Source organism: Aeromonas sp. 600479, from assembly GCF_049175515.1.
Lineage (GTDB): Bacteria > Pseudomonadota > Gammaproteobacteria > Enterobacterales > Aeromonadaceae > Aeromonas > Aeromonas veronii_A.
The window spans coordinates 68,922-92,552 of record NZ_JAAKVF010000019.1 but is presented as its reverse complement, the minus strand read 5'-3'; the positions used below and the strand labels follow the sequence as shown (position 1 = coordinate 92,552).

General features: G+C 57.4%; 24 protein-coding genes and 2 tRNA genes. 5 read left to right on the top strand and 21 right to left on the bottom strand.

What is annotated here, in order from left to right; genetic code table 11:
• Positions 1-53: 53 nt before the first annotated feature.
• From G5149_RS17790 to rlmE, 8 genes are all read right to left on the bottom strand, one after another.
• Positions 54-130: transfer RNA gene (locus G5149_RS17790), tRNA-Met, on the bottom strand.
• Positions 131-221: 91 nt separating this feature from the next.
• A tRNA-Leu gene (locus G5149_RS17785) sits at positions 222-306 on the bottom strand.
• 7 nt (positions 307-313) lie between these two features.
• Entirely contained in the window at positions 314-640 is a 327-nt protein-coding gene (gene secG / locus G5149_RS17780; protein ID WP_005343541.1) for a preprotein translocase subunit SecG, read from the bottom strand.
• Complete coding sequence (gene tpiA, locus G5149_RS17775; RefSeq protein ID WP_216979373.1) at positions 641-1,405, bottom strand: triose-phosphate isomerase; 765 nt, start codon at positions 1,403-1,405, stop codon at positions 641-643.
• 131 nt (positions 1,406-1,536) lie between these two features.
• A complete protein-coding gene (gene glmM / locus G5149_RS17770) occupies positions 1,537-2,871 on the bottom strand; it encodes a phosphoglucosamine mutase (protein ID WP_005338823.1) in 1,335 nt (444 codons plus the stop codon).
• A gap of 15 nt (positions 2,872-2,886) precedes the next feature.
• A complete protein-coding gene (gene folP, locus G5149_RS17765) occupies positions 2,887-3,732 on the bottom strand; it encodes a dihydropteroate synthase (RefSeq protein WP_216979374.1) in 846 nt (281 codons plus the stop codon).
• Between the two features lie 59 nt (positions 3,733-3,791).
• On the bottom strand, positions 3,792-5,738 hold the full coding sequence (gene ftsH / locus G5149_RS17760; RefSeq protein ID WP_042060094.1) for an ATP-dependent zinc metalloprotease FtsH: 1,947 nt from the start codon (positions 5,736-5,738) through the stop codon (positions 3,792-3,794).
• A 45-nt stretch (positions 5,739-5,783) separates the two neighbouring features.
• On the bottom strand, positions 5,784-6,413 hold the full coding sequence (rlmE, locus tag G5149_RS17755) for a 23S rRNA (uridine(2552)-2'-O)-methyltransferase RlmE (protein WP_216979375.1): 630 nt from the start codon (positions 6,411-6,413) through the stop codon (positions 5,784-5,786).
• A gap of 97 nt (positions 6,414-6,510) precedes the next feature.
• Here rlmE and yhbY point away from each other — a divergent pair, with 97 nt between their 5' ends.
• Both yhbY and G5149_RS17745 read left to right on the top strand, forming a co-directional pair.
• Positions 6,511-6,807 carry a ribosome assembly RNA-binding protein YhbY gene (gene yhbY, locus G5149_RS17750; RefSeq protein WP_033114153.1) on the top strand — a complete coding sequence of 99 codons (297 nt, stop codon included), beginning with the start codon at positions 6,511-6,513 and terminating at the stop codon, positions 6,805-6,807.
• Positions 6,808-6,910: 103 nt separating this feature from the next.
• On the top strand, positions 6,911-7,492 hold the full coding sequence (locus G5149_RS17745) for a PilZ domain-containing protein (RefSeq protein ID WP_216979376.1): 582 nt from the start codon (positions 6,911-6,913) through the stop codon (positions 7,490-7,492).
• A gap of 76 nt (positions 7,493-7,568) precedes the next feature.
• Here the strand turns inward: G5149_RS17745 and greA are convergent, their stop codons facing one another.
• The 3 genes from greA to pomA all read right to left on the bottom strand — a co-directional run bounded on the left by greA (position 7,569) and on the right by pomA (position 9,860).
• On the bottom strand, positions 7,569-8,045 hold the full coding sequence (gene greA, locus G5149_RS17740) for a transcription elongation factor GreA (RefSeq protein WP_005343528.1): 477 nt from the start codon (positions 8,043-8,045) through the stop codon (positions 7,569-7,571).
• A 157-nt stretch (positions 8,046-8,202) separates the two neighbouring features.
• On the bottom strand, positions 8,203-9,096 hold the full coding sequence (locus G5149_RS17735) for a flagellar motor protein MotB (RefSeq protein ID WP_421213180.1): 894 nt from the start codon (positions 9,094-9,096) through the stop codon (positions 8,203-8,205).
• A 5-nt stretch (positions 9,097-9,101) separates the two neighbouring features.
• Positions 9,102-9,860, bottom strand: a complete 759-nt coding sequence (gene pomA, locus G5149_RS17730; RefSeq protein ID WP_005338837.1) for a flagellar motor protein PomA — start codon at positions 9,858-9,860, stop codon at positions 9,102-9,104.
• A gap of 211 nt (positions 9,861-10,071) precedes the next feature.
• On the opposite strand from pomA, the gene xseB reads away from it, so the two are divergent.
• Genes xseB through dxs form a run of 3 tightly spaced genes read left to right on the top strand, consistent with a single transcriptional unit; the run spans position 10,072 to position 13,104 of the window.
• The gene (gene xseB / locus G5149_RS17725; protein ID WP_005338838.1) at positions 10,072-10,323 is read left to right on the top strand and encodes an exodeoxyribonuclease VII small subunit; all 252 of its coding nucleotides are present in this window, start codon (positions 10,072-10,074) and stop codon (positions 10,321-10,323) included.
• On the top strand, positions 10,324-11,214 hold the full coding sequence (gene ispA, locus G5149_RS17720; RefSeq protein ID WP_064338656.1) for a (2E,6E)-farnesyl diphosphate synthase: 891 nt from the start codon (positions 10,324-10,326) through the stop codon (positions 11,212-11,214).
• A gap of 21 nt (positions 11,215-11,235) precedes the next feature.
• Entirely contained in the window at positions 11,236-13,104 is a 1,869-nt protein-coding gene (gene dxs / locus G5149_RS17715) for a 1-deoxy-D-xylulose-5-phosphate synthase (protein ID WP_216951957.1), read from the top strand.
• A 74-nt stretch (positions 13,105-13,178) separates the two neighbouring features.
• Here the strand turns inward: dxs and G5149_RS17710 are convergent, their stop codons facing one another.
• The 10 genes from G5149_RS17710 to G5149_RS17665 all read right to left on the bottom strand — a co-directional run bounded on the left by G5149_RS17710 (position 13,179) and on the right by G5149_RS17665 (position 23,630).
• On the bottom strand, positions 13,179-14,120 hold the full coding sequence (locus G5149_RS17710; RefSeq protein WP_019445927.1) for an ABC transporter permease: 942 nt from the start codon (positions 14,118-14,120) through the stop codon (positions 13,179-13,181).
• A gap of 4 nt (positions 14,121-14,124) precedes the next feature.
• Positions 14,125-15,099, bottom strand: coding sequence for an ABC transporter permease (locus tag G5149_RS17705; RefSeq protein ID WP_005349514.1), 975 nt, complete (start codon positions 15,097-15,099; stop codon positions 14,125-14,127).
• Positions 15,100-15,198: 99 nt separating this feature from the next.
• Positions 15,199-16,755: an ABC transporter substrate-binding protein gene (locus G5149_RS17700; protein WP_164536188.1), complete on the bottom strand. Its 1,557-nt coding sequence runs from the start codon at positions 16,753-16,755 to the stop codon at positions 15,199-15,201.
• 70 nt (positions 16,756-16,825) lie between these two features.
• Positions 16,826-18,550, bottom strand: a complete 1,725-nt coding sequence (locus G5149_RS17695; protein WP_203119592.1) for a dipeptide ABC transporter ATP-binding protein — start codon at positions 18,548-18,550, stop codon at positions 16,826-16,828.
• A gap of 487 nt (positions 18,551-19,037) precedes the next feature.
• Entirely contained in the window at positions 19,038-19,532 is a 495-nt protein-coding gene (locus G5149_RS17690) for a phosphatidylglycerophosphatase A (protein ID WP_021230380.1), read from the bottom strand.
• Entirely contained in the window at positions 19,529-20,488 is a 960-nt protein-coding gene (thiL, locus tag G5149_RS17685) for a thiamine-phosphate kinase (RefSeq protein WP_421213177.1), read from the bottom strand. Before thiL ends, G5149_RS17690 begins: the two co-directional genes overlap by 4 nt.
• 57 nt (positions 20,489-20,545) lie before the next feature.
• Positions 20,546-20,959 (bottom strand): transcription antitermination factor NusB, encoded by a 414-nt coding sequence (nusB, locus tag G5149_RS17680; protein WP_005343514.1) that lies wholly within the window; start codon positions 20,957-20,959, stop codon positions 20,546-20,548.
• A 14-nt stretch (positions 20,960-20,973) separates the two neighbouring features.
• Positions 20,974-21,444 carry a 6,7-dimethyl-8-ribityllumazine synthase gene (gene ribE, locus G5149_RS17675; RefSeq protein WP_005338866.1) on the bottom strand — a complete coding sequence of 157 codons (471 nt, stop codon included), beginning with the start codon at positions 21,442-21,444 and terminating at the stop codon, positions 20,974-20,976.
• 276 nt (positions 21,445-21,720) lie between these two features.
• Entirely contained in the window at positions 21,721-22,830 is a 1,110-nt protein-coding gene (gene ribBA / locus G5149_RS17670; protein ID WP_108613925.1) for a bifunctional 3,4-dihydroxy-2-butanone-4-phosphate synthase/GTP cyclohydrolase II, read from the bottom strand.
• A gap of 146 nt (positions 22,831-22,976) precedes the next feature.
• Positions 22,977-23,630 (bottom strand): riboflavin synthase, encoded by a 654-nt coding sequence (locus tag G5149_RS17665; RefSeq protein WP_236282119.1) that lies wholly within the window; start codon positions 23,628-23,630, stop codon positions 22,977-22,979.
• Position 23,631 lies beyond the last annotated feature (1 nt).

Below are 23,631 nucleotides of genomic sequence, written 5' to 3'. Positions count from 1 at the left end.
TGATTGTCGCCTCGCAGCGACCGCCTTCCTGAGCGTAGGAAATGCGTGAAATTTGGTTGCGGGGGCCGGATTTGAACCGACGACCTTCGGGTTATGAGCCCGACGAGCTACCATGCTGCTCCACCCCGCGTCCGAAATCGTGCGAGATTATAGCCACTTCACTCTCTCGGTACAAGACTGACTGGCTATAATACACCCGGTCACCCGGGTCACTACTTAATTGGTGCCGTGGGCGGGACTCGAACCCGCACACCCTAGAGCACTACCCCCTCAAGATAGCGTGTCTACCAATTCCACCACCACGGCAAAACTCTTACTCGGGAACGTCAGTATCTTTCTTCACTGGCGCTTTGGTCTGCTCAACCTGTTGGGTTTGTTGCAGATTTTCCCATTCACTACCCTGTTTTACCTTGTTGCTGGACATAGAGCCGAGCACCAGGCTGATTACGAAAAACAGAGTAGCCAAAATCGCTGTTGTTCTGGTCAGGAAACTGCCTGAACCACTGGAGCCGAATACAGTATTCGATGCCCCTGCGCCGAAGGAGGCGCCCATATCAGCCCCTTTACCTTGCTGAATCATCACCAGACCAATCAGAGCCAGTGAAACCAGCAGATAAACGACCAAAAGAATCTCGTACATTTAACTTGCACCCTTTGCCGCTTCAACAATTCCTAAAAACGCATCGCTATCAAGACTCGCTCTGCCAATCAAGCCGCCGTCTACGTCGGGTTGGGCAAACAAATCTCTCGCATTGCTCGGCGTTACGCTCCCACCATAGATGATCCTAACTTTCTCACCTATTACCGGAGTATCCTCCGCCAAGCGACCACGTATAAAGGAATGAACCTCTTGTGCCTGCTCGGGTGTGGCGCATTTACCTGTACCTACAGCCCAAATCGGCTCGTAGGCGATGATAGCATTATCGAAAGCCATCGCGCCATTTTTCTCTATGACGATATCCAGCTCTTCAGCGATCACCTCGAAGGTTCTTCTCGCCTGCCTAGCCGCCCCTGACTCACCTAAACAGAGGATGGGAATCAAGCCTGCCGCTCTGGCTGCCGCAAACTTCTCTGCGACGATAAAACTGGTCTCACCAAAGAGACGCCTGCGCTCGGAGTGTCCTACCAATACGTAACGACACCCTGCCTCAACCAGCATCTGACACGAGATTTCTCCGGTGTAAGCGCCAGTAGCGTGCTGACTCACATTCTGAGCCCCCAACTTTATCACCTTCTGCTCATTGAGCAGTGAAGCGCTAAAATCGAGATGCACATGGGAAGGACAGAGAACCACATCTACTTTTTCGTCAACACCGCTCAGGCACTGACTCGTAAACTGCTCTAACTGCGACCTACTACCGTGCAGCTTCCAGTTGGCTGCTACAAACGGCTTGCGATGTCCCATCGGCAACTCCCTTGCGAAAGCGGGGCTGATAATATCCAGAGGATGCTCAGCTGACAAGTGCTATTTTTAAATTTTCGAATCGTTTGAACAAGATACAACCAGAGCGGCTAAAAAGCCGCCCTATTTGTTCATTAAAACGCCGACTCGACCTGTTTGGCGATGCGTTGAGCCATGTCACGCACCTGCTGTTCATGTTCGCCTTCGACCATGACCCGGATGAGTGGTTCGGTACCGGATTTACGCAACAGTACGCGACCACGACCAGCCAGCTCCTGTTCCACCTTGGCAACCTCAGCCATGACAGCATCAGCGGCCAGCGGATCCTTGCCTTCGGCAAAACGAACATTGACCAGTACCTGCGGGAACTTGCTCATGCCGGAGCGCAGCTTGGCTAGCGGCATCTCGGCACTACGCATGGCAGTGAGCACCTGCAAAGCGGCCACGATGCCATCACCCGTGGTGGTCTGATCAAGACAGATGATGTGACCGGAGTTCTCGCCACCGATACGCCAGCCCTTCTCTTCCATCATCTCCAGCACGTAGCGGTCGCCTACCTTGGCACGGGCAAATGGGATACCCAGTGTCTGCAACGCCAGTTCCAGACCCATGTTGGCCATCAGGGTACCGACGACACCGCCCTTGAGACGACCGTTGCGCAAGGCATCCCGTGCGATGATATAGAGCACTTCATCACCGTCGATGAGATAGCCGGTATGGTCAACCATGATCAGACGGTCACCGTCACCATCAAAGGCAACCCCCAGATCAGCCTTGCACTCCAGCACCTTGGCAACCAGAGCGTCAGGCGCAGTCGAACCAACACCATCGTTGATATTGAGGCCATCCGGGGCACAGCCCATGGTGATCACTTCAGCACCCAGCTCGCGGAAAACCGACGGCGCAATGTGGTAAGTAGCGCCATGACCGCAGTCCACCACCATTTTCACCCCATCCAGATTCATGTGGGAGGGGAAGGTGCTCTTGCAGAATTCGATATAGCGACCGGCGGCATCATCAATGCGCACCGCTTTACCAAGTTCGGCCGACTCGACACACTTGAGCTCGTGATCCAACTCGGCTTCGATAGCCAGCTCGACATCATCAGGCAGCTTGGTGCCGTCGGCGGAGAAGAACTTGATGCCGTTGTCATAGAATGGATTGTGGGAGGCGCTGATGACGATGCCAGCTTCGGCACGGAAAGTGCGAGTCAGGTAGGCAACCGCCGGGGTGGGCATGGGCCCCATCAGAATGGCCTTAAGGCCTGCCGCAGAGAGGCCCGCCTCCAGCGCAGATTCCAGCATATAGCCAGAGATTCGCGTATCTTTGCCAATCAGCACCTTTTTGGTGCCCTTCTTGGAGAGCACTTTGCCTGCAGCCCAACCCAATTTCATCACGAAGTCAGGGGTGATCGGGTATTCGCCGACTTTGCCGCGCACACCATCTGTGCCGAAATACTTTCTTGCCATTGTCTGTTCTCTTTATTATCTGGAAATAAAATCTTGTCCCGTCATTGCCAGCCAACCGACGCGCAATGCGTCCATGGTCTCCCGTACATCGTGTACCCTGATGATGCGGGCCCCATGCTGCATGCCGATAAGGGCGCATGCCAGACTGCCCGCCAGACGCTCACCCACAGGGCGGTTCAGCAGGTTGCCTATCATAGACTTTCGCGACATCCCCACCAATAGCGGCAAGCCATAATCAAGCAGTTCCTTTTGGGCCGCCAACAGCTGATAGTTGTGTGCAAGGGTCTTGCCAAAGCCATATCCCGGATCCAGCAACAGATCTTCGCGTTGGATCCCGGCTGCCAGACAAGCGGCAATGCGCTGCTCAAAAAAGGCGCGCACCTCTCCGATCAGATCGTCATAATGGGGCTCGACCTGCATGGTTCTCGGCTGCCCCTGCATATGCATCAGGCAGACAGGCACAGCAGCCTCGGCCGCTGCCTGCAGTGCTCCAGGCTCCTGCAGTGCCCGCACATCGTTGATCAGATGGGCTCCCGCCTTGCAACCCTCCCGCATCACAGCAGCTTTGGAGGTATCAAGGGAGATCATCACATCCAGCTCACGGGCCATCTGCTCCACGACAGGAATGACCCTGTCCAGCTCCTCCTGCTCGCTCACATCGGGCGCGCCAGGGCGGGTAGACTCGCCACCGATGTCGATGAGGGTCGCACCGTCAGAGACCATCTGGCGCGCATGGGCCATTGCCCGTTCAAGCTGGTTGAAATTACCACCATCGGAGAAGGAGTCGGGCGTCACATTGAGGATCCCCATCACATGGGGACGATCGAGGGAGAGGCTAAGCCCCTTGCTGGTTAACTGCATTTTCACGTCCATCTGATAAAGAAAAACCCCGGGCAAGCCCGGGGTCTGGAGAGTCACGATTATTTGGCCGGCGCGTCGTTGGCTTTGTCGATAGTGACATCCGCCACCGGTGCAGCCTCATCGGCAGGCTTGGCCTCGGCAGCCACAGTGGAACCGCCTTGCGGGGTATCACCGTGCTCGTCATGCCAGTTGCTCGGAGCACGTACCTCGCGACGAGCCATCAGATCATCGATCTGTTTGGCGTCGATGGTCTCGTACTTCATCAGCGCATCTTTCATGCTGTGCAACACGTCCATGTTATCCAGCAGGATCTGCTTGGAACGGGCATAGTTGCGGTCGATGACCTGCTTGACCTCTGCATCGATAACGCGAGCGGTATCGTCGGACATGTGCTTGGCCTTGGCCATGCTGCGACCAAGGAACACTTCACCATCTTCTTCCGCGTAGAGCATCGGGCCGAGACGCTCGGACATACCCCACTGGGTCACCATCTTGCGGGCAATTTCAGTCGCTCGCTCGATGTCGTTGGAAGCGCCAGTAGAAACCTTCTCGGCACCGTAGATCAGCTCTTCTGCCAGACGACCGCCATACAGACTGGAGATCATTGACTCCAGATGCTGCTTGGAGTGGCTCCAGCGATCCTGCTCAGGCAGATACATGGTCACACCAAGCGCACGACCGCGCGGAATGATGGAGACCTTGTAAACCGGGTCATGATCCGGAACCAGACGACCAATGATGGCGTGACCGGCTTCATGATACGCAGTCATCTCTTTTTCGGACTCTTTCATCACCATGGAGCGACGTTCCGCACCCATCATGATCTTGTCCTTGGCTTTCTCGAACTCGGCCATGGAGACCACTCGGCGGCTCTCACGGGCAGAGAAGAGTGCTGCTTCGTTGACCAGGTTGGCCAAGTCCGCACCGGAGAAACCGGGGGTACCACGGGCAATCAGCGCCGGATTTACGTCATCCGCCAACGGAACTTTGCGCATGTGCACTTTCAGGATCTGCTCGCGACCACGGACATCCGGCAGACCGACCACAACCTGACGGTCGAAACGGCCCGGACGCAGCAGTGCCGGATCCAGTACGTCAGGACGGTTGGTGGCAGCGATGACGATGATGCCTTCATTGCCTTCAAAGCCATCCATCTCGACCAGCATCTGGTTAAGGGTCTGCTCACGTTCATCGTGACCACCACCCAGACCGGCGCCACGCTGACGACCGACCGCATCAATTTCATCGATGAAGATGATGCAGGGGGATGATTTCTTGGCCTGTTCGAACATGTCACGCACTCGGGAGGCACCGACACCAACGAACATCTCCACAAAATCGGAACCGGAGATGGTGAAGAACGGCACCTTGGCCTCGCCCGCAATGGCCTTGGCCAGCAAGGTCTTACCGGTACCGGGAGGACCAACCAGCAGCACACCGGTCGGGATCTTGCCGCCCAGTTTCTGGAATTTACTCGGGTCGCGCAGATAGTCGACCAGCTCCTTCACCTCTTCCTTGGCTTCATCACAACCTGCAACGTCCGCAAAGGTGGTCTTGATCTGATCTTCGCTCATCAGGCGCGCCTTGCTCTTGCCAAACGACATGGCACCCTTGCCACCGCCGCCCTGCATCTGACGCATGAAGAAGACCCAGACACCGATCAGCAGCAGCATCGGGAACCAGGAGATAAAGATAGAGGTCAACAGAGACGGCTCTTCCGGCTTCTCGCCCATCACTTTGACATTGTGATTGAGCATGTCGTTGAGCAGCTGGGGATCCGGCGCAGGGATGATGGTGGTGAATCGTTCACCAGTACGCTTGACGCCATTAATGACCTTACCGTCCATCCGCACTTCACGGATCTGCTCTTGGGTCACCTCTTTAACGAAGCTGGAATAGTCCAGCTGGCGACTGGTGGTATCGCTGGGGCTGAAGCTATTGAACACCGACATCAAAACGACGGCGATGACCAGCCACAGGATTAAGTTTTTCGCCATGTCACTCAAATCAGTAACCTCGCAGACTGACAGTTAACGATGAAGGTTAGGGTACTACAGTTTAAAACCGGTAGCCACAATGTAGACTTCCCGTGAACGAGCGCGGGACGAGTCTGGTTTACGAATTTTGACAGTGGTGAAAAGTTGACGAATTTCATTGAGATAGGCATCAAACCCCTCCCCCTGAAACACTTTCACCACGAAACTGCCGTCAGCTCGTAATACCTGATTGCACATATCCAGCGCCAGTTCGACCAGATACATGGAACGTGCCTGATCCACCTGCTGGGTACCGCTCATGTTTGGCGCCATGTCGGACATGACGACATCCACCTTGTCCGGGCCGACCCGTTCCAGCAGCGCGCTCAGTACAGCTTCCTCCCGAAAGTCGCCCTGAAGGAAATCGACACCAGCGATGGAATCCATAGGCAGAATATCGCAAGCGATCACCCGGCCCTTGTCACCGACCTGGTCGATGGCGAACTGTGACCAGCCCCCTGGGGCCGCCCCCAGATCTACCACCGTCATGCCCGGCTTGAGCAGTTTGTCCTTGCCCTGGATCTCGTCGATCTTGAACACGGCACGGGATCTCAGTCCCAACTTCTGGGCTTTTTTGACGTATTGATCGTCAAAATGCTCTTTTAACCAGCGGGTTGAACTGGGGGAATGTTTTTTCTGGGTCATGATAATCGACTTTAAAAAACCACAAGGGTTATTAGTATTAAGGGCTAAGTGGGGGTAGAATACGCCCCTTTCAACCCTGACTTATGAAGAAATTGCGATGATTCTCAACAACAAACAGAAACAGTACCTCAAGGGCCTTGCCCACAGCCTCAAACCTGTCGTCCTGCTGGGTCAGCATGGTCTGACCGAAGGCGTACTGGCCGAGATCGATCTGGCACTGAACCATCACGAGCTGATCAAGGTTAAGGTTGCCTCTGAAGATCGCGAGATGAAACAACTGGTTATGGATGCCATTGTCCGTGAGACCGGTTCAGTCAAAGTACAGAGCATGGGCCATGTGCTGACCATTTATCGTCAGGCCAACGAACCCAAAATCCAGCTGCCCCGCAAGTAAAAGGAAAGAGCATTGCTCTTTCCTTATTCCACTTCTTCCCGAGTCGCTTGCCAAAGTAGTCGCAAAGCCCTTAACCTGCGATGAATACTTCCGGACACGCATTATGGCTCACCATCCTATTCTGACCGACGATGAGCTGGCCATGCTGCGGGACTTGGGGAGCAATCAGGACGCCCATGTTCTGAGTGGTCACCTCGATGCCCCCATGCTTGGCTTGTTGCAAAAAGCCGACCACCTTGTACTCGAAGCCCGCTTTGCAGGCCATCAGCTGAGATTTCCCCTGACCTTTACCCAAGGGGAAGATGGCTTCGTCGAGCCCCGGTTATCTGCACCGGTCATCAGGGAGCTGGGGTTTGCGCAACCGCGCGCCTGGCGTCTTGCCCAAAAAGCCAAGCTTTGCAGCGAGTTCGGCCTGTTTCAGGTACTCAGCCTCTCCCTTAATGGACTCATAGTGGAAAATTTGCCAATCGACATGGTGGCCGATACCCCCATCAACGGCGAGCTCTGTATCGAGCAAGAGGCCCCTCTTCCACTGCAGGGACGACTGGTAAGGCGCATCAAAGCCAATGCCGACCATGCCACTTGGGCGCTGAGCTTTCAAATGAGCGAGAGCAACATCGAACGGCTGCGCCACTGGCTGTTCCAGCGCCATCAAGACGCCTTTACCGAGGCGTATCTGTCCTGATTTTTATCAACAATCATATAGATAAAGACAAACAGGGGAGCTCCAGCCCCCCTGTTTCATCGTATGTAGCATTCGCTTAGATATAAGCGACTTCCAGTACTTCGTATTCCACATCGCCAGCAGGGGTCTTGACGATTGCGACATCGTCCACTTCCTTGCCAATCAGGGCTCGGGCAATGGGGGAGTTGACAGAGATGAGGTTCTGTTTGATATCAGCCTCATCGTCACCCACGATGCGGTAAACCACCTCTTCCTCTGTCTCGCTCTTGAGCAGAGTCACCGTCGCGCCAAAAATAACGCGGCCGTTGTTGGTCATCTTGGTGACATCGATCACTTGCGCATTGGAGAGCTTGGCTTCAATCTCCTGAATGCGACCTTCACAGAACCCCTGCTGCTCGCGAGCGGCATGGTATTCGGCGTTTTCCTTAAGATCGCCGTGCTCACGGGCATCGGCAATCGCTTCGATAATCTGGGGACGAAGCTCGGTCTTGAGATAATCGAGCTCTTCGCGCAGCTTCTCAGCGCCGCGAACAGTCATCGGAGTATGATTCATAGTCGAAACCTGGGTTGCTTGAAAATAGAAACTGCGGCCATCTGCAAGGATGGCCGCAGCAATCGGTTCGGATGAGGCATCTTAATATGAAGCCAACACAAAATCCACGTCAGCCCCTTGATGCAGATCCCACTTGCATCATCGACATTCCCCTCGCTTACTTCCCTTCCGGTACGGAAATTGGGGCCGAAATGGTCGGTTTGCCCTGCATGATGGCGATCTCGACCCGCCGGTTCATCCGACGATTTTCCGGGGTGGTATTGGGCACCAATGGCTGGGAATCCGCCATCCCCTGCACCACCAGTCGCCCCTGATCAAAACCGGGGACCTTCAGCATCTGGTGCGCCACCGCCACCGCCCGCTGCGATGACAACTCCCAGTTGGACTGGAACAGCTCATCTTCGGTCGCCACGTTGTCGGTGTGACCGGAGATGGTGATTTCACCCGGCACATCCTTGAGCAGGGTCGCGACCTTGCGAATGACTGGCCAGAACTGGGGTTGCAGAAATGCCGAACCGGCCGGGAACGACGCTTTTTCCCTGATCCGGATGATGATCTGCTGGCCCAGCGCCTCAATTTCGATGGCACCGTCCTGGATCTGATCTTTCATCTGCTCGGCGAGGGCTTTGGCCAAGGTATTGGACTGTTCTTGCGCCTTCTTCGCATCCTGCGCGGTATCGCCCCCCGTCTGTTTGCCATCACTCTTGTCCTGACCACCGGCCTGATCCGCCTCACCGGGCAGAAACTCCAGTTCGGTCTGGGTCATATCGATGGTCTGCTGCATCACGGTATCAATCGGCGTGGGCTCAGGGCGACCGGGCCTGAACTCCTGGGCAATCACCGAGGTTCCCTTGGGAATATCTTTCACCTCAAGGATGTTCTGCACTCCGAAAGCATTCTTCATAGAGCCCGCGATCTGCTTGAACTTGAGTACGTCCATCTCGGCAAAGGAGAGCAGCAGCACGAAGAAGCACATCAGCAGCGACATCAGGTCGGCAAAGGTGCCCATATAGGCAGGAAGACCGGGGGGGGGACATTTGCAATCAGACATGGTACCTACTCCGCGCCGGTATTGCGTTTGGACTGGCTCAGATAGTTCTGCAGCATGGACTGGATCACCCGCGGGTTCTGACCATCCTGAATCCCCATTATGGCATCAAGGATCAGGGTACGACTGAGCTTCTCCTCCCCGCTGCGCAGCTCCAGCTTGTCAGCAATAGGAATAGCGATCATGTTGGCCTCAATCGCTCCGTACAGGGTGGTCAGCAAGGCCACCGCCATCGCCGGACCGATCGACTTGGGGTCACTCATATTTGACAACATGGCCACCAGGCCCACCAACGTACCTATCATCCCCATCGCTGGGCCCAGATCCCCAAGGGTACGGAAGACCTTGATGGCAATGACATGGCGCTCGGCTGTCAGGTCGATATCCTTTTCCATCACGGCACGCACCACTTCGGCATCGTGACCATCAACCAGCATGTCGATCCCTTTTTTCATAAATGCATTGGGGATCTCTGCAGCCTCCAGTGCCAGAAAGCCACCTTTGCGAGCCGCGTCAGCCAGTTCAACGGCTTTGGCGATCAGGTCGTCGAGCTTGTCGCCCTTGTACATAAAGGCTTTGCCCGCCACCTTGAAAGCCAGAAAAAACTGCCCGATATTGAACTTCATCATGGCGATGAAGATTGAGCCAAGAATAGTGATATAGACCGATGGCATATCGATAAACATGCTCAACGAGCCACCAAGGATCATGCCGTAAATCACGACACCAAATCCTAAAACGATACCTAACAAGCTCCCTAGATCCACATCCCTACTCCTGTCACCGGTTCTTATGCCTAATTATAGTTTGTTGAATTTTCTGCTATTGCGACCCTAGCGGCAAGCATGCATCCACTGAGAATGATGGCTCATTATCGGCCAGTTTAGCGAGAGTTTGAGGGGGCAATGCTTTTCTGCCTCCCCCCTGTGGACGGTCGATGTTAATATAAGCCGATTTTTTCAATCCCCGAGGATGGACATGGCCAGTAAAAAAATCGACCGTCTGAGTTTTGATGCCACTCTGGAAGAGCTGGAAACCATCGTTCATCAGCTGGAACAAGGTTCCCTACCCCTGGAAGAGGCACTCAAGCAGTTCGAGCAGGGCGTTCATCTGGTTCGGGCCGGTCAGCAGAAGCTGGAACTGGCCGAACAGAAGATCCAGATCCTGCTCAGTCAAGCCGATGGCAGTGACCAGCTCGCCCCCTTCCAGCCAGAACAAGGAGAGGAGTGAGTGGCGCTGGACCATTTTTCCCGTCTGCATCGTCAGCGTATTGACGACTGTCTGTCAGCACAACTTGAATCCTTGCCCGCCATGGCGCCGCGCCTGCGCGATGCCATGAGTTATGGCTTGCTGCTGGGCGGCAAGCGGGTTCGCCCGTTTCTGGTCTACGCGGTCGGCGAGATGCTGGGCGTCAAGAGCGAACTGCTGGATGGCCCCGCGGCTGCCGTGGAGTGCATCCACGCCTACTCCCTGCTGCACGATGACCTGCCCGCCATGGATAACGACGACCTGCGTCGTGGTCAGCCAACCGTTCACAAGGCGTTTGACGAAGGAACCGCCATTCTGGCCGGTGATGCGCTGCAGACCCTGGCGTTCTCCATTCTGGCCGATCACCCCATGCCCGACTCCTTGATGGCCAACCGGGTGCGGATGCTGAGTACCCTTGCCCGCGCCTCCGGCTATCTGGGTATGTGTGGTGGTCAGGCGCTGGATCTGCAGGCCGAAGGGCGCCAGATCACGCTTGCCGAACTGGAGCAGGTACACCGCCACAAGACCGGTGCGCTGATTGAATGCGCCGTGGCGCTCGGCGCCCTGTGCAAAGCCGATGTCGATGACGCCACGCTGGCTGCCCTGCAAACCTATGCCGCCGCGATTGGCCTCGCCTTTCAGGTGCAGGATGACATCCTCGACATCACAGGTGATACCGCCACCCTGGGCAAGCCACAAGGTTCTGACCTGGCGCTGGAGAAAAGTACCTATCCGGCTCTGCTCGGACTCGAAAATGCCCGTGAGCTGGCTCGCGAACTGCATGGGAAAGCCTTAACAGCCCTGCAATCCTTGCCCTACAATACCGACATTCTGGAAGCGTTTGCCGATTACATCATCGAGCGAACCCACTAAACGCTGGATAACAGTAACAATATGAGCGTTGATATTAGCAATTTCCCCAACCTGGCCCTCGCGGACACTCCGGTCGAGCTGCGTTCCTTGCCCAAAGATCGGCTGCCGGTGCTGTGCAACGAGCTGCGCGAATATCTGCTGCGCTCTGTCAGCCGCTCCAGCGGACACTTTGCCTCCGGTCTCGGCACGGTCGAACTGACCGTGGCCCTGCACTACGTCTACAACACCCCGTTCGATCGGCTGATCTGGGATGTGGGCCATCAAGCCTACCCCCACAAGATCCTGACCGGGCGCCGTGACCAGATCCACACCATCCGTCAGAAGGATGGCCTGCACCCCTTCCCCTGGCGTGGTGAAAGCGAGTACGACGTGCTCTCCGTCGGCCACTCCAGTACCTCCATCGGTGCTGCACTCGGTATGGCGGTTGCCGCCGAGAGTGAAGGGCTGGGTCGCAAGGTCGTTGCGGTGATCGGTGACGGTGCCATTACCGCGGGTATGGCCTTTGAAGCGCTCAACCACGCCGGCGATGTCCATAAAGACATGCTGGTGATCCTCAACGACAACGAGATGTCCATCTCCGAGAATGTCGGGGCGCTCAACAACCATCTAGCCCGGGTCATGTCCGGCAAGCTCTACACCACCATCCGCGAAGGTGGCAAGAAGGTGCTGGCGGGCCTGCCACCGGTCAAGGAGCTGGCCAAGCGGGCCGAAGAGCACCTCAAGGGGATGGTGGTGCCCGGCACCCTGTTCGAGGAGTTCGGCTTCAACTATATCGGCCCCATCGACGGTCACGATATCGAGGCGCTGGTCGAGACCCTGCGCAACATGCGCAATCTCAAGGGCCCACAGCTGCTGCATGTCAAGACCAAGAAGGGCAAGGGTTACGAGCCGGCGGAGAAAGACCCCATCGGTTATCACGCTGTGCCCAAGTTCAATCCTGACGAGTGTTCCCTGCCGAAAGCGAGCGCCGCCAAACCAACCTTCTCCGCCATCTTTGGCCAATGGCTGTGCGACATGGCCGCCAAAGACGAGAAGCTGGTCGGTATCACCCCCGCCATGCGTGAAGGCTCGGGGCTGGTGAAATTCAGCCAGCAATATCCTGATCGTTACTTCGACGTGGCGATTGCCGAGCAACATGCGGTCACGTTCGCCGCAGGTCTCGCCATCGCCGACAAGAAGCCGGTGGTCGCCATCTATTCGAGCTTCCTGCAGCGTGCCTACGATCAGGTGATCCACGATGTGGCGCTGCAAGATCTGCCGGTGCTGTTCGCCATCGACCGGGCCGGTCTGGTGGGGGCCGATGGTCCGACCCATCAGGGGGCGTTCGACATCAGCTTCCTGCGCACCGTGCCCAACATGGTGGTGATGACGCCATCTGACGAGAACGAGTGCCGCCAGATGCTCTATACCGGCTATCTCCATCAGGGCCCTGCCGCAGTGCGCTATCCGCGCGGCAGCAGCCTGAGCGACGCCCCCATCTCGTCAGAAATGCAGGCACTGGAGCTCGGCAAGGGACGAATCCTGCGAGAGGGCAAGGGCACTGCCATTCTGGCGTTTGGCACCTTGCTGCACCACGCGAAAGCGGCGGCCGAAGCGCTCGATGCCACCTTGGTGGACATGCGCTTCGTCAAACCGATGGATGAGGCGCTGGTGCTGTCGCTGGCGGCCAGCCACGATCACTTCGTCACCATCGAAGATAATGCCATCATGGGTGGCGCCGGTTCGGCGGTGAACGAGTTGCTGATGCGCAATAAACAGTGCAAGCCGGTGCTCAACCTCGGCCTGCCGGATCGCTTCGTCGAACAGGGCACCCAGCAGGAGATCTATGCCCTACTCGGTCTGGACGATGCAGGCATCCAGCGCAGCATCGAAAGCTGGCTGCAAGCCTGATAACGCTTGAAGCTATCAAACAAAAGAAGGGCGCCTCATTGGCGCCCTTCTTATTTTTGCGTTTCTGACCCAGATTACCCTTTATAGATCTTGGGGTTAAACACATCCCGCAGCCAGTCGCCCAGCAGGTTGATGACCAGCACCAGCACCACCAGACAGATTCCCGGGAAGGCGGTGATCCACCAGGAGCCGGAGAAGATGTAGTTGAAGCCGACGCTGATAAGCGAACCGAGCGAGGGCTGATCAACCGGCATTCCCAGACCGAGGAAGGAGAGTGCCGCCTCGCTCATGATGGCGTTGGCCACCTGCACGGTGGAGATCACCAGAATGGGCGACAAACAGTTGGGCAGAATGTGGCGGAACATGATGCGCGGGGCACGGAATCCCATCACCTTGGCTGCTTCCACATACTCCTTCTTCTTCTCCGCCAGCACAGAGGCGCGCACGGTACGGGCATACTGCGGCCACTCGGCGATACCGATGATCACCACCAGCATCATGATGGCGAACTTCGAGTAGAACTCGGAGCCAAAGGTTGCCTGAAATATGGCGGAGATGATGATCGCCACCATCATGGTGGAGAACGACAACTGCACATCGGCAAAGCGCATCAGCAGGTTGTCGATGCGGCCACCGAAGTAACCGGCAATCAGACCGATGACGATACCGAGCACCAGCTGCAGCGCCACCGCAAACAGACCGATAGTGAGGGAGATACGGGCGCCATAGAGGATGGTGCTCCAGATATCCCGCCCCTGGTTGTCGGTACCGAGCCAGAAGCGCTCCTCGCCGCCTTCGAGCCAGGAGGGGGGCAACTCGGCATCCATCAGATCAAAACTGGTCTGGTCATAGACGTTGTGCGGAGCGAGCCAGGGCGCCAGCAGCGCCGCCAGCACGAACACCACAAACACCGCAAAGCTGAACATGGCTACCTTGTCCCGCAGGAAGTAGTAGACGATGTCAGAGTTCTTGAATCGTGCCCAACGGCTTGGGCTTGCAGTTACAGCATTAGTCATGCGCTTACCCCTTGGCAGTCAGGTTAACGGTCGGGTTGATCAACCCGTAGAGCAGGTCGACCAGGGTATTGGTCACCACGAAGATCAATCCCACGAAGATGACGTAGGCGGTGATCAGCGGGGTATCGACCCTGTGGATCGCTTCAAGAAACAGGAAGCCGGTACCCGGCCACTGGAACACACTCTCGGTCAGAATGGTGTAGGCCACCATGGTGCCGATCTGCACCCCGCCGACGGTAATGACCGGCAGCATGGTGTTTTTGAGGGCGTGCTGATAGTAGACCTTGTTGTTATCCAGCCCTTTGGCGCGGGCGAATTTGACGTACTCGGAGGAGAGCTGCTCCAGCATCTCGGAGCGCACCAGCCGGATAAACAGCGGCAGCATGATGGAAGAGAGCGACACCGCCGGCAGGATCAGGTGCAGGATGCCGTCCCAGGTGAAGAAGCCCGACTCCCAGCCCAGCAGGTTACGGGTCTCGCCGCGGCCATAGGCCGGCAGCCAGCCCAGCTGGATGGAGAAGAGATACATCAGCATGATGGCGGTCAGGAACACCGGGATCGAAATGCCGATACTGCTCCCCGCCATGATGATCTTGGTGGGAATGCTGCGCGGGCGGATCGCCGAATAGACACCGAGTGGAATGGAGACCACCACGATGATGAGCGCGGCGGCAAACACCAGCTCAAGGGTAGCCACCAGCTTGTCGAGGATCACCTCGAGAGCGGGTCGCTTGAAGAAATAGGAGGTGCCCAAATCCCCATGCACCGCATTTTTCAAAAAGCGGCTGTATTTGATGAGGAAGGGATCGTTAAGGCCCATCTTCTCGCGCAACTCGTGACGCTGGGCTTCGGAGACGGATTGTCCCACCAGCTCGCGCAACGGGTCACCCAGGTTGTCCTGGATGGAGAAGGCGACCAGGCTGATGACGAACATCACTATCACGGCCTGATAGAACCGTTTCAGCAGGAATGTAAACATGCTTGTCCTTCTACGTGGCCTGTGTCGTGGCACAGGCTTCTGTTAGTGGGCGGAGTGGCCAGCTGACCACCCCGCCCCGTCCTTCCTTGCGACGTTCTCTTACTTGCTGACCACCAGGTCACCCAGGTAAGGGAAGTTCATCACGTTGACCACCGGCTTGATATCGACGTTCTTCTTGGCGCCATAGGCCAGATCTTCCCAGTGCAACGGCACATAGGCAGCATCTTCGATCACCATGGCCTCGACCTTCTTCAGCATCTCGGCACGCTTGGCCGGATCGGTCTCGGCGTTGGCATCCATCACCAGCTTGTCAGCTTCGGCGTTGGCATAACCGGCGCAGTTGTACTGGCCCATACCGGTCTTGGCATCCTTGGTGAAGGTCAGGAACTCGAAGAAGTTCGCAGTATCTTCGGTGTCGGAGTGCCAACCGATCATCTGCATGTCCGCGGCACACTTGTCAAACTCGGGCCAGTACTGGGCTACCGGCATGGTCTTCAGATCCACCTTGATGTTGATCTTGGCCAGCATGGCAGAGACCGCCTGGGCAATCTTGACGTCGTTGACGTAGCGGGCCGCGGGGGCAATGAAGGTCATCTTGAAGCCTTTCTCGTAACCGGCCTCTTTCATCAGCTCCTTGGCCTTGGCCAGATCATATTGGGGCACCAGCGCCTCGTTGTGACCGGCATAGCCTTTCGGGCTCAACTGGCCAGCAGGGGTACCGAAGCCCTTGTTGATCTTCTCGACGATACCCACCTGGTTGATGGCGTAGTTGATCGCCTGACGCACGCGCTTGTCTTTCAGTGCCGGGTTGGTGTTCTGGTTCAGCTCGATGATGATGGCACGGGTACCGGACAGGGTAACCAGCTGAGAGTCCTTGCCATTCTTCACGCGCTCCAGATCGTTCGGCGCAACCGGATAGATCATGTCCACGTCGCCACCCAGCAGGGCGGCAACACGGGTCGCATCTTCCTTGATCGGCACCACGGTCAGGTTCTCGACGTTACCCTTGGAGGCCTTGTCCCAGTAGTTGGCGTTGCGGGCATAATCGAGCTTCACACCCTGCTCGCGGAACTTGACGGTGAACGGGCCAGTACCGGAGACGTGGGTAGAGGCAAAGGAGTCGCCATTCTTGACGATCTCGGCCTTGTCTTTGCCCGCTTCGGTCTTGCCGGTGTAGAACTTGGAGTCCATCGGGAAGATGTAGGTGACGGTCTGCAGCACCAGCGGGAAGGGCTTCGCGGTAATCAGATCGACGGTGTAGTCATCGACCTTCTTCACTTCGCTGATGGGATCGAAGATCGCCTTGAAGTCGACGGAGGATTTCAGGCGGTTGACGGTCCACACCACGTCGTCAGCGGTGAAGTCGTTACCGGAGTGGAACTTGACCCCTTTGCGCAGGTGGAAGCGGACGGTCTTATCGTCAATACGCTCATACTTCTCGGCCAGACGGGGCTCGAACTGCAGGTCCTGGGTGTAACGCATCAGGGGATCGAATACCAGGTGCGACATCTCCAGGGTCTGACCGGAGAGCTGCTCCTGCGGATCCAGCGAAGTGGCGTCAGAGGCGACACCCACCTTGATATCAGCGGCTGAGACACTGAAGGCGAAACCGGCGGCAAACAGCGCCAGGGCAATCTTGGACAATCCTTTCTTCATCTTGTTCTCCATGCTTTTGGCTTTCTTATGACACTTTTTTTGACAAGCAGACCGGCGCACCGGCGCTCTCCTAGCTTGCGATTTCCAGCCCCTCGCGGGACATTCCCTTGAACTCCGGCATGAGGGAGATCAGCTTGCGGCTGTACTCATGCTCGGCATTGGTAAAGAGTTTCTCGGTCTCGGCCACCTCCACCAGATTACCGTGCTGCATCACCCCGATGCGGTCGCACATCTGGCGGATCACCGGCAGATCGTGGCTGATAAACAGCATGGTGAGCTTGAGCTCCTGCTGCAGATCCTTGAGCAGGTTGAGGATCTGGGCCTGCACCGACACATCCAGCGCCGAGGTCGGCTCGTCACAGATAAGGAAGCGCGGGCGAGTGGCCAATGCGCGGGCAATGGAGATACGCTGGCGCTGACCGCCGGAGAACTCGTGGGGATACTTGAGGCCAGCACCACGGCCAAGACCCACGTGATCCAGCAGATCGCCGACAATCCCCTCGATCTGGCTCTCGCTGCTCGCCAGCTGATGGAAGCGGATCGGCTCGGCAATGATGTCGCGCACCTTCATCCGCGGGTTCATCGACGAATAGGGGTTCTGGAACACCATCTGCATCTGGCGACGCAGCGGGCGACGTTCGCGCTCGCTCTTGAGAGCGGTCAGATCGATCCCCTCGAAGAAAATCTTGCCGGTATCAGGCGGATAGAGACCGGTGATGGCGCGGGCAATGGTCGATTTGCCGGAGCCCGACTCCCCCACCAGACCGAAGGTTTCACCCTCGAAGATCTCGAAGCTGATGTTGTTGCAGGCGCGTACATACTGGCGGCGGCTCGGGAAGATGGAGTCCTTGGTGACGAACTTCAGATCGACGTTCTCCACCCGCAACAGCGCCCCTTCATAGGCTCGCTCGTCCTGACTCTGGCCGAGCCAGTGAGTCTTGAGGTCGATATTGGTATCCGGCGCACTGGCATCCTCGATATAGGAGACCAGCGGGAAGCGCACCAGCTTCACATCGGAACGGGGGACCGCCGAGATGAGGCTGCGGGTATAGGGGTGATTGGGGCTGCCCAACACCTGTTCGGTCAGGCCGAACTCCACCAGATCGCCGCGATACATCACCGCCACCTTGTCGGTAACGTTGGAGACCACGCCCATGTCGTGGGTCACCAGCATGCAGCCCACCTGACGCTCTTTGCAGAGGGCGCGGATAAGCTGGAGGATCTGATCCTGAATGGAGACGTCGAGCGCCGTAGTCGGTTCATCGGCGATGATCAGCTCCGGATCGCAGGAGAGCGCAATGGCGATAACCACCCGCTGACGCATGCCACCGGAAAACTGGTGCGGATACTGTTTGATGCGCAGCTCCGGCTGCGGAATACCCACCGCCCCCATCAGCTCCAATGCCTTGGCAAAAGCGGCCTCGCGAGAGAGGTCGGTATTGGCCAGAATGGTCTCCACCAGCTGATGCTCAACGGTGAACAGCGGGTTGAGGGAGGTCATGGGGTCCTGGAAGATGAACCCGATACGGGAGCCACGGATGGCCCGCATCTCGTTTTGGCTCTTGCCGGAGATGAGCTCGCCATTGAGATAGATATCGCCACGGGCGATGCGACCCGGCGGGCTCAGGAGATCGATAACGGCGTTGCCGATGGTGGACTTGCCGGCGCCGGATTCACCGACCACCCCGACAATCTCACCCTTTTCGATAGAGAAAGAGAGATCCTTCACCGCGGCCAGCACCCCGTAGCGGGAGGGGTACTCGATCCGCAAGTTCTTTACTTCGAGCAAGGACATGTTTACCTCTGCGGGGGACATCCGTCCCAAATAATTCGTCCGTAAATCAGCCGCAGATGCCGGTTGTTACCTTGGGCAATATTTGCTCAATCCATGAGGCAGCGAAACCAGCGATCCGGGCGGGTTTTTTGCATTTTTTTGGAATAACCCGCGAGTAACTTAGACGGTTTGACCACGGGTGTAAATGATTGAGTTATACAATTCCGCAATGTTTTGTGCAGATAACCACCAATTCGGCAGAGATAAATGATGATTTTCATCACAAAAATGGCCGGTGCGTCCGTACTTCTATTGGTATCATTACTTTAATTTCAACAACAACGCAACAAGCAGCATTTATCACTATTTCCAAAACAATCACCAGCCCCGAATGAGTAGTGAATATTTATGTGAAATGGATGATAAACGGCAGCATATGCCGATGAATGAAAATTAAGCAGATATAAATCGGGGGATGCCAGAACGGTCATCCCCCGGAAGATGGCTCTCAACCGAGCCAGAATGCCAGTAATTGCATACAAAACAGGGCGAACAGGCCGGCGATCAGATCGTCCAGCATGATGCCCAGGCCACCGTGGATCCGGCGATCAAACCAGGAGATGGGCCAGGGCTTGAGCACATCAAACAACCGGAACAGCGCGAAGCCCGCCACCACCCACTCCCAACCGGCTGGCGCGGCGATCATGGTGACGCCAAAACCGATCACCTCGTCCCAGACGATGGCGCCGTGATCCGGCATGCCGATGGCATCGGTGGCGCTCTGGCAGATACGAATACCGACCACAAACCCAACCGCCAGCAAGGCGATAAACCAATAGGTCGGCAGACCGCTCACCAGCAGGTAGAGCGGAATCGCCGCCAGGGTTCCCATGGTGCCCGGCGCCTTGGGGCTGAGACCGGAACCAAACCCCACCGCCAAAAAATGAAGCGGATTTTTCAGATCCAGTCGTGTCAGCTCGGGCTTTATCCTGAACAAACTCATGTGAAGTGATCCCACCCTTTCAGTTGCAGCTCGACCGCTTGGTCGCCACGTAAGTAGTCGATGCCCGGCTCGCCCGCCACGATGCGGCCGATGCGGCTGAACTTGACCCCGCTATGGGCCAGCGCCGTATCGAGCGCGCCGCGGTGCTCCTCCGGTACGGTAAAGCAGAGCTCGTAGTCATCGCCACCGGCCAGCGCCAGTTGCCACGCCTCCTGCTCGCTCACCGCATCCTGCAGCACCGGCGAGAGCGGCAGCAGATCGAGATCGATCTGGGCCCGCACGCCGGAGGCCTTGAGGATATGGCCGAGATCCGATGCCAGACCGTCGGAGAGATCCAGCGCACTGCCCGCCAGCCCGCGCAGCGCCTGACCGGCCAGAATGCGGGGATGGGGGTGGTCGAGCCGTGGCAGCACGGCAGCCAGCTGGTTCTCGTTGAGGGTGCGTTTGCCCAGCAGGTGGGAAAGCGCCAGCGCGGCATCCCCCAGAGTGCCGGTCACATAGATGCCGTCACCCGCTTTGGCGCCGCTGCGCATCAAGGCGCGCCCGGCAGGCACCGACCCCTTCACCGAGATGGTGATGGAGAGCGGCCCGCGGGTCATGTCTCCGCCCACCAGCGCCACATTGTAGTACTCGGCCAGCTCCAGAAACCCTTCGGCAAACCCGGCGACCCAACCTTCGTTGATGGCAGGCAGAGTCAGCGCCAGCGACACCCAGCGCGGCTCGGCCCCCATGGCGGCGAGATCGGAGAGATTGACCGCCAGCGCCTTGTAGCCGAGATCCACCGGATCCATGTCGGGAAAGAAGTGTACGCCGCTCACCAGAGTGTCGGTGCTCACCGCCAGCTGGGTATCGGGGGGCAGGGTCAGCAGGGCACAGTCATCTCCAGGGCCCATCACCACGTCCTTGCGGGCGTGGGGGACCTTGAAGTACTTATCAATCAGCTCAAATTCACCCATACAGTAAAAAGCCAGCAATAAGCTGGCTCCTCTCTTAGATGCTGACGGACAGCAGGATCAACGCTTGTTCAGCGACTTGATCACCTTGTCCAGTACACCGTTGACAAACTTGTGGCTGTCATCGGCAGCAAAAGCTTTGGCCAGCTCGATCGCTTCGTTGATGACCACGCGCGGCGGTACATCATCACGACGGGTCAGCTCGTAGGTCGCCAGACGCAGGATCGCCTTGTCCACCATGTCCACTTCTTCCAGCGGACGGGAGAGGAAAGGTGCAAACACCTTGTCCAGCTCGCTGCAGTGGAGGGCTACCCCGAACAGCAGATCGCGGAAATAGTTCAGGTCTACACCCTTGGTGTCCTGATCGATCTTGAACTGCTCTTCGATGTCACCCACGTTAGCCTTGGTCATCTGCCACTGGTAGATGGCCTGGGTGGCGCAATGGCGGGCTTTACGGCGCTCAGACGGTTTCAATGTACTTCTCCTCGTTACACGTCCAGTTCTTTCAGGACGTTGATCATTTCGAGCGCTGCCAGTGCAGCCTCTGCACCCTTGTTACCCGCCTTGGTACCTGCACGCTCGATGGCTTGTTCAATGTTTTCAGTGGTCAGCACACCGAAGGCAACGGGAATTTCATATTCCATCATTACCTGGGCCATGCCCTTGCTGTTCTCGTTTGCCACCAGGTCGAAGTGGTAGGTGCCGCCACGGATGACAGTACCGACCGCCACGATGGCATCGTATTGACCACTCTTGGCCAGCTTCTTGATGACCAATGGCATTTCAACCGCGCCCGGCACTTTTACCAGTGTCAGGTTGCTGTCCTGCACTTGACCTTGACGCTTCAGTACGTCCACCGCGCCGTTCACCAGACTGTCGTTGATGAAGCTGTTGAAACGGGCAACAACAATAGCAACGCGCGCCTCAGGAGCGGCGATATTTCCTTCGATAACCTTCATTGGAAATCCTGTATCTGTGCAATCAAAAGGGCCGGAGTCAAAAGTGCGCACATTCTAGCACAACAGACCCACGACAAAAACCATGGCCGCAATAGACGGCCATGATCGCGATGTAACCAGTCCAGCGCACTTGCTCGCCGGTAAATTCCACGACTTCCAGACCGAAACCGCCCGGAAGGGGATGGTACTTCTCTGGTGGAACTTTACTCGCCTACGTACTCAACCACTTCCAGACCGAAACCACCCGGAAGGGGATGGTACTTCTCTGGTAGAGCTTTACTCGCCGACGTACTCAACCACTTCCAGACCGAAACCACCGAGGGCATGGTACTTCTTCGGTGAGCTCAAAAGGCGCATCTTGCTCACGCCAAGGGCCTTGAGGATCTGGGAACCGACACCCACCCGGCGCGAGGTGCCCTGCCACTTGGCTCCTTCCGGTGCCAACCCCTTGTCGGCGGCTTCAAAACCCTTGACCCTAGCCAGCAGCTCGGCGCCATGGGATTCCGCCCCCAAAATCACCAGCACGCCGCCCTCGTCAGCAATGCGGGCCATGGATTTGGGCAGCGGCCAGCTGCGGGCAGCATGGCGGTCGGTCAGCAGCAGATCGCTCAGCACATCGTGCAGATGGACGCGCACCAGAGTCGGCTGGTCAGCCTGTACCTCACCCTTTTTCAGGGCGAAGTGAACCTGATTGTCGATGGTATCGCGGAAGGTGATGAGGTCGAACTCGCCAAACTCGGTGGGCAGCTTGCACTCGGCCACCTTCTCGACCGTGGTCTCGTGCTGGTTGCGGTACTCGATAAGGTCGGCGATGGTGCCGAGCTTGATGCCGTGCTCCTCGGCAAAGATCTCCAGGTCAGGACGGCGCGCCATGGTGCCATCTTCGTTGAGGATCTCGACGATGACGGCGGCAGGCTCGAAACCGGCTAGACGAGCCAGATCGCAGCCCGCTTCGGTGTGACCGGCACGGGTCAGCACGCCGCCATCCTGCGCCATCAGCGGGAAGATGTGGCCCGGCTGCACCAGATCGGCCGCCTTGGCATTGGGCGCCACAGCCGCCTGCACGGTCACCGCACGATCGGCGGCGGAGATACCTGTGGTCACCCCTTCTGCCGCCTCGATGGAGACTGTAAAGGCGGTGGAGAACTGGGCATTGTTGCGATCCACCATCAGCGGCAGCGCCAATTGCTTGCAGCGATCCCGGGTCAGGGTCAGGCAGATGAGGCCACGGCCGTAGCGGGCCATGAAGTTGATATCCTCCGGACGGACGCAGGAGGCGGCCATGATGAGGTCCCCTTCGTTCTCCCTGTCTTCGTCATCCATCAGGATCACCATCTTGCCAGCCTTGATGTCGGCAATGATTTCCTGGGTTGTGCTCAGCGCCATGGGCTACTCCACTGTCTATTTGGGGATTGAGCCCGCAGGCTCAACGGGAATGCGAGATATGCTGCTCTAGATTGGGGCGCATGGCCCCATTTCAATCAGAGCGGGATCACAGAAAATCGTTTTGGTCGGGGCCAACACCCCGACCATCAGAGAAAACCGGCCTTGGCCAGCTTGTCCAGAGTCAGGGTAGAGGCGCTGCTCTCCTGACTCTTGCCCATCATCAGCCGCTCCAGATAGCGGGCGATCTGATCCACCTCGAGGTTGACCTTGTGACCCGGCTTCCAGCTGGCGATGGTGGTCTCCTGCGCGGTGTGGGGCACGATCGTCAGGCGGAACAGATCCCCCTGCACCGCGTTGACGGTGAGGCTGATGCCATCCACCGCAATGGAGCCTTTCTCGGCGATATAGCGGGAGAGTTCCCCCGGCGCCTTGATCCAGTACTCGATGGCGCGGCCGCTGCTGGAGACGCTTTTCACTTCCCCTACGCCATCCACGTGGCCGGAGACCAGATGGCCGCCGAGGCGGGAGGTGGGCATCAGCGCCTTCTCGAGGTTGACCCGATCGCCCACTCTGGCGGCGGCAAAACCGGTACGGGAGAGGGTTTCCAGCGACACGTCGGCGGTATAACTCTTGTCGCCCAACGCCACCACGGTGAGGCAGACGCCGTTGGTGGCGATGGAGTCGCCCAGTTTGACGTCACTGAAGTCGAGATGCGGCGCATGGACGATGAGTGCCATGTCGTCGCCCTGACGGCGCAGTTCGGCCAGGGTTCCCACCGCTTCGATAATTCCGGTAAACATG